General features: G+C 66.7%; 4 protein-coding genes and 1 pseudogene. All 5 read right to left on the bottom strand.

Annotation, left to right across the window (positions count from 1 at the left end; genetic code table 11):
* Nucleotides 1–138: 138 nt before the first annotated feature.
* Nucleotides 139–1,146: an NAD-dependent epimerase gene (locus tag B1A74_RS09465; RefSeq protein ID WP_077244485.1), complete on the bottom strand. Its 1,008-nt coding sequence runs from the start codon at nucleotides 1,144–1,146 to the stop codon at nucleotides 139–141.
* Nucleotides 1,147–1,477: 331 nt separating this feature from the next.
* Nucleotides 1,478–3,193, bottom strand: coding sequence for a bifunctional sulfate adenylyltransferase/adenylylsulfate kinase (locus B1A74_RS09470; RefSeq protein ID WP_077244486.1), 1,716 nt, complete (start codon nucleotides 3,191–3,193; stop codon nucleotides 1,478–1,480).
* Nucleotides 3,194–3,240: 47 nt separating this feature from the next.
* Complete coding sequence (locus tag B1A74_RS09475; RefSeq protein ID WP_077244487.1) at nucleotides 3,241–4,095, bottom strand: Wzz/FepE/Etk N-terminal domain-containing protein; 855 nt, start codon at nucleotides 4,093–4,095, stop codon at nucleotides 3,241–3,243.
* A gap of 21 nt (nucleotides 4,096–4,116) precedes the next feature.
* Nucleotides 4,117–5,283, bottom strand: coding sequence for a nucleotide sugar dehydrogenase (locus tag B1A74_RS09480; protein WP_077244488.1), 1,167 nt, complete (start codon nucleotides 5,281–5,283; stop codon nucleotides 4,117–4,119).
* Nucleotides 5,284–5,605: 322 nt separating this feature from the next.
* A pseudogene (locus B1A74_RS09485) lies at nucleotides 5,606–5,933 on the bottom strand (MarR family EPS-associated transcriptional regulator).
* Between the last annotated feature and the right edge of the window lie 237 nt (nucleotides 5,934–6,170).

Raw genomic sequence — 6,170 nt, forward strand, 5'->3', positions numbered from 1 at the left:
CCACTTTCGACAGTAACTCGTTCGTATCGCCACCGGGGACCGTTCTCGTCAGTCACTGGCATCTCCTTGCGTCCAGAATTCCGGTTCGCGGCCGAGGCCGCTCCTACGGTGATGCCCCCATCCGCGAACGGCGGCGGGTCAGACCTGGTAGTAGTCGCGGTACCAGGCGACGAAGCTGGCCACGCCTTCTTCCACGCTGGTGGTGGGTTCGTAGCCGGTGTCGGCGCGCAGGTCTTCGACGTCGGCGTAGGTGTCGGGGACGTCGCCGGGCTGCAGGGGCAGGAGGTTCTTTTCGGCCTTCTTGCCGAGGTTCTCTTCCAGCACTTCGATGTAGTGCATCAGCTCCACCGGGCGGTGGGCGCCGATGTTGTACAGCCGGTAGGGGGCGGCGCTGGTGGCGGAATCGGGCTGCGCGCCGCTCCACTCGGGGTTGGGCTGGGCCGGGCGGTCCAGGGTGCGGATCACGCCTTCGACGATGTCGTCGATGTAGGTGAAGTCGCGCCGGTGGTTGCCGTAGTTGAAGACGTCGATGGGCTCGCCGGCGAGGATCTTGCGCGTGAACATGAACAGCGCCATGTCGGGCCGGCCCCACGGGCCGTAGACGGTGAAGAACCGCAGGCCGGTGGTGGGTAGCTGGTACAGGTGGCTGTAGGTGTGCGCCATCAGCTCGTTGGCCTTCTTGCTCGCGGCGTAGAGGCTGAGCGGGTGGTCGACGTTGTGGTGGACGGAGAACGGCATCTCCTCGTTGGCGCCGTAGACCGAGCTGGAGCTGGCGTAGACCAGGTGCTCCACGCCGTTGTGGCGGCAGCCTTCCAGGATGTTGCCGAAACCGACCAGGTTGGTGTCGATGTAGGCGGCCGGGTTCTCCAGCGAGTAGCGCACGCCGGCCTGGGCGGCCAGGTTGACCACGCGCTGCGGCTGGTGCTCGCGGAACACCCGCTGCATCGCCTCGCGGTCGGCGATGTCCACGCGCTCCTCGGTGAAGCGCTCGTGGTCCTGGATGCGGGCCAGCCGCGCCTTCTTGAGCGAGACGTCGTAGTAGTCGTTCAGGTTGTCGACACCGACGACCTCGTCGCCGCGTTCCAGCAGGCGCAGGGCCAGGGCATTGCCGATGAACCCGGCCGTTCCGGTGATGAGGATCTTCATGTCGTATCCTTGTTCGGCTTTTGTTCGGTTATCGTGCGCCCTCGACCCGTAGGAGGCCAGCCCCCCTGGCCGATTGGGCCCGGTGGGTTGGCGAGGCCCCGATCGGCCAGGGGGCTGGCCTCCTACGAGGTACCCCGGCGGCCCCGGCCCGTAGGAGGCCGGCCCTCCGGCCGATCCGCCCCGGCGGGTTGGCGTGGCCCCGATCGGCCAGGGGGCTGGCCTCCTACGGGGTATCCCGGCACCCCCGGCCCGTAGGAGGCCGGCCCTCCGGCCGATTCACCCCCGGTGGATTGGCCAGGCCCGATCGGCCAGGGGGCTGGCCTCCCACCGGTTACGGGTTGCGGATGAACCCCATGCCTTCCAGCTTGAGGAGGATCCGGTGGGCCGCCTCGTCCGGGCTCATCTCGCGGGTGTCGATCCGCAGCTCCGGGTGCTCCGGCTCTTCGTACGGGTCGTCGATGCCGGTGAATTCCTTGATCAGGCCGGCGCGCGCCTTGGCGTACAGACCCTTGCGGTCACGCTTCTCGCAGGTTTCCAGCGGCGTGGCCACGTGGATCTCCAGGAACCCGCCCGCGTCCTCGATGCGCTCGCGCACGCGGCGGCGCATGTCGGTGTAGGGGGCGATGGGGGCGCAGATGGCGCAGCCGCCGTTCTTGGTGATCTCGCTGGCAACAAAGCCGATGCGCTGCACGTTGATGTCGCGGTGCTCGCGCGAGAAGCCCAGCTCGCTGGAGAGCTCCTTGCGCACGATATCGCCGTCCAGCAGCGTGACGGCGCGCCCGCCCAGCTCCATCAGCTTGACCCGCAGGGCGTTGGCGATGGTGGACTTGCCCGAACCCGAAAGCCCGGTGAAGAACACGGTAAAGCCCTGCTGATGGCGCGGCGGGAAGCTGCGGCGCAGCTCGGCCACCACCTCCGGGTAGGAGAACCACTCGGGGATATCCACCCCCTCGCGCAGGCGGCGGCGGAACTCGGTGCCGGAGAGGTTGAGCACCTCCTCGTCCTCGCGCACCTCGTCGGCCGGCACGTACTCGGCACGGTCCTCCACGAAACTCATGGCCTGGAACGGCACCATCTCGATGCCGATCTCGTCGGCGTACTTCTGGATCAGTTCCTGGGCGTCGTACGGGCCGTAGAAGTCCTCGCCGTCGGAGCCCGGGCCGGGGCCGGCGTGGTCGCGCCCCACAATGAAGTGGGTGCAGCCGTAGTTGCGGCGGATGATGGCGTGCCACAGCGCCTCGCGCGGGCCGCCCATGCGCATCGCCAGCGGCAGCAGGCTGAGCTGGGTGGTCTGCTCCGGCGCCTGACGCAGCACGTGCTCGTAACAGCGCACGCGCACGTAGTGATCCACATCGCCCGGGCGGGTCATGCCCACCACCGGGTGGATCAGCAGGTTGGCCTCGGTCTGGCGCGCGGCCATGCGCGTGAGCTCCACATGCGCACGGTGCATGGGGTTGCGCGTCTGGAACGCGACCACGCGGTTCCAGCCTAGCTTGCGGAAGTACTCGCGCAGCTCCGCCGGGCTGTAACGATAGTTGCGGAAGTCGTAATGCACCGGGGACTCGACCCCGTGCAGCGTGCCGCCCAGGTACACTGCCCCGGCACGGTTCATCAGGTAGTTGACCGCCGGATGCGCGACGTCGGTGGTGGCGAACACCTGCTGCGCCTCGCGCGCCTTGTCCGGCGTCCAGCGGTCCTCCACGTCCATCACGGCAATCAGCACGCCCTCGGCATCGCGCAGCGCGATGCGCGTGCCCGGCGCGGCCTGCTCGGCGAACGCCTCGCTCACGTCCAGGGTGATGGGCATCGGCCAGAGCTGGCCGTCCGCCAGGCGCATGTTGTCCAGCACGCCGTCGTAGTCGGCCTGCCGCATGAAGCCCGTCAGCGGCGAGAAACCGCCGTTCAGCAGCAGCTCCACATCGCAGATCTGACGTTCGGTCAGATCCCAGCTCGGCATCTCCTGCGCCTGCTCCTTGAGCTCGCGCGCGGTGGACTCGTCAACGTAGCGGTCGCAAAGCGTCCCGCCGTAGGGGGTGATCAGATCCATGGTTACGGGGATTCCTTGTTACAAAGATTGGTCCGTTGGCAAGGGGTTCAGGCCTCGTTGGTGCGCCGGTGCCGGGCGTTGTGCACGAACTCCCAGAAGAACGCAACGAACAGCCCCAGCATGCCGCCCAGCACCACCGACAGCGCGACGATCAGGGAGCGGCTGGGGCCCACGGGGTTTTCGGATTCACTGATCAGATACGTCAGCTCCGTGTCGTGACTCATGGCCTCGATGGTCTCCACCTGCGACTGAGCATCCACGCGCGCAGTGCGCAACTCCGCCAGGTCCCGCCGGATATCACCGATCTGCTGGGCCACGATCAGGCCGGTGACCTCGCGTTCTTCGTCCAGTCGCTCGTACAGCGAGTCCAGGTCGGCCCGCAGCAAATCAATCTGACTTTCGAGCTCCGCGACCCGATTTTCCCGGGGCCGGATGCTGCCGGCAAGACTGCGTTCATAACGCGGCCGCAGCCAGTCCGCCAGGGCCCCGGCCACCGCCTCGTGCAGATCCGCCACGTTCTCCGCACCCTCGCGCGTGCTGGTCGACTCCAGCATCAGGCTGTAGTCGGAACCGCGCTCCCGAACGTTCACCCGGGGTCCCCGCTCTTCACCATCAAAGAGCGCCGACCGCTGCTCGGAGATCAGCTCGTCCTCAAGCCGCGTGATCGCCATATCCTGCGAGACGACGTTCCCCAGGCCTCCCGAATACACACGCGGCAGGTCCACCCCCGTGCGATACTCGTATTCCACCGGCTGTGCCAGTGCATACGCCACGCCGGCGAGCACCGTCAGCACGGCCACCCCCAGCAGCGCGGGCAGCCGACGCATCAACACGTCCCACAGGTCGTACAGGCTGATTTCGTCGTCGTAGGGGCGGGTCTGCACACCGGCCGGGTCATTCATGAATCGTTTCCTGTTTGTGAATCAGTCGCTGTTGAACAGGTCGCGGGTGTAGATCTTGTGGGTCTGGTCGCGGATGTCGTCGGTGATGCGGTTGGCGACGATCACGTCGGCCTCGCGCTTGAACTGTTCGAGGTCGCGGATGACGCGGGAACGGTAGAACTCGTCGTCCGGGAGCTCGGGCTCGTACACGATCACCTCGATACCCTTGGCCTTGATGCGCTTCATCACGCCCTGGATCGCGGAGGCGCGGAAGTTGTCGGACCCGCTCTTCATCACCAGGCGGTAGATGCCGACCACCTGCGGGTCGCGGGCGATCACGGCATCGGCCACGAAGTCCTTGCGCGTGCGGTTAGCGTCGACGATGGCCTTGACGATGTTATTGGGGATCTCGTCGTAGTTGGCCAGCAGCTGCTTGGTGTCCTTGGGCAGGCAGTAGCCGCCGTAGCCGAAGGAAGGGTTGTTGTAGTGGCTGCCGATGCGCGGGTCCAGGCACACGCCGTCGATGATCTGCCGGGTGTCCAGGCCGTGGGTCTCGGCGTAGCTGTCCAGCTCGTTGAAATAGGCGACGCGCATGGCCAGGTAGGTGTTGGCGAACAGCTTGATCGCCTCGGCCTCGGTGGAGTTGGTGAACAGGATCGGGGTGTCGTCGTCCACGGCGCCTTCGGCCAGCAGGTTGGCGAAGGTTTCGGCGCGATCGGACTGTTCACCGACGATGATCCGCGACGGGTGCAGGTTGTCGTACAGCGCCCGGCCCTCGCGCAGAAACTCGGGCGAGAACACGACGTTGTCGGTCTCCATCTGCGCCTTGATCTCGCGGGTGTAGCCCACGGGCACGGTGGACTTGATGACCATCGTGGCATGCGGGTTGATGGCCAGCACATCGCGGATGACGGATTCGACCGAGCGGGTGTTGAAGTAGTTGGTCTGCGGGTCGTAGTCGGTGGGCGTGGCGATGATGATGAACTCCGCGCCCTGGTACGCCTGCTGCGGATCCAGGGTCGCGGTCAGGTTCAGGGAGCCGTTGCCCAGGAACTCCTCGATCTCGGCATCGATGATCGGCGATTCGCCCCGGTTGATCTTCTCGACCTTCTCCGGCACCACGTCCAGCGCCACCACCTCGTGGCTCTGCGCCAGCAGCACGGCATTCGACAGGCCCACATAACCGGTTCCGGCCACCGCAATCTTCATTCCGTCATCCTTCCTGGTCTGTTTTGATTTCCCGCCCCCGTAGGAGGCCGGCCCTCCGGCCGATCGGCCCCTCGGTGGGAGGCCAGCCCCCTGGCCGATCGGGCCCGGGGCACGCCCCATCGCGCAGAGGGCTGCGCTCCTACACCGTAGGAGGCCGGCCCTCCGGCCGATCGGGCCCGGGGCACGCCCCATCGCGCAGAGGGCTGCGCTCCTACAACACGGTAGGAGGCCGGCCCTCCGGCCGATCGGGCCCGGGACACGCCCCATCGTGCAGGGGGCTGCGCTCCTACAACACGGCCCCATCGGCCAGGGGGCTGGCCTCCTACCGGCTCTGCCTCAGCTCTTCCTCCAGCGCCGCGATCTCCGCCTGAATGGCGGCATGCTCCTCGCGCTTGCGCTTCAGGAACGCACGCGCCAGCCGGGCCTTTTCCGCCACACCATGAGGGGTAAGCTTGTACCAGGTAGCGGGTCTTGTTCTCACTGCGGGCAAAGTTGCCCGCCTTGACCCAGCCCTTGTCGATGAGCGCCCTCAGGGAATAATGCGCACTGCCCACCGACACCCCCAGCCGTTCCGCCAGTTCGCGCTGGCTCAGCTCGGGATGGTCCTGAAGGATCTTCAGAATGCGGTACTGGATCTCGTCTCGCTGCAATTCACCGCCTTCGAGGGGCTTTCGGCACGTCGGCACCGGGAGGGGCGACCCGCGAATACAATACGCGGGTGCATCCGGACGGCGGCGCACGGCCGGCGCCGTTCAGCCCCTGAACGAATGGAGGAGTTATGGTCAAGTCTGGTGTATGAGTGATCGCTGGTTCAGGCGGCGCTCCGGTCGGTGATGGAGGATTCCTCGTCGTTGGTCGGTTCGGTCTGCTCGATGCCGTCGATGAAC

It is taken from the genome of Thioalkalivibrio halophilus, from assembly GCF_001995255.1.
GTDB lineage: Bacteria > Pseudomonadota > Gammaproteobacteria > Ectothiorhodospirales > Ectothiorhodospiraceae > Thioalkalivibrio > Thioalkalivibrio halophilus.

Coding starts and splice junctions, on each gene's coding strand:
- B1A74_RS09465 (WP_077244485.1), bottom strand. CDS start 1,146: ATGAAGATCCTCATCACCGGAACGGCCGGGTTCATCGGCAATGCCCTG.
- B1A74_RS09470 (WP_077244486.1), bottom strand. CDS start 3,193: ATGGATCTGATCACCCCCTACGGCGGGACGCTTTGCGACCGCTACGTT.
- B1A74_RS09480 (WP_077244488.1), bottom strand. CDS start 5,283: ATGAAGATTGCGGTGGCCGGAACCGGTTATGTGGGCCTGTCGAATGCC.
- B1A74_RS09475 (WP_077244487.1), bottom strand. CDS start 4,095: ATGAATGACCCGGCCGGTGTGCAGACCCGCCCCTACGACGACGAAATC.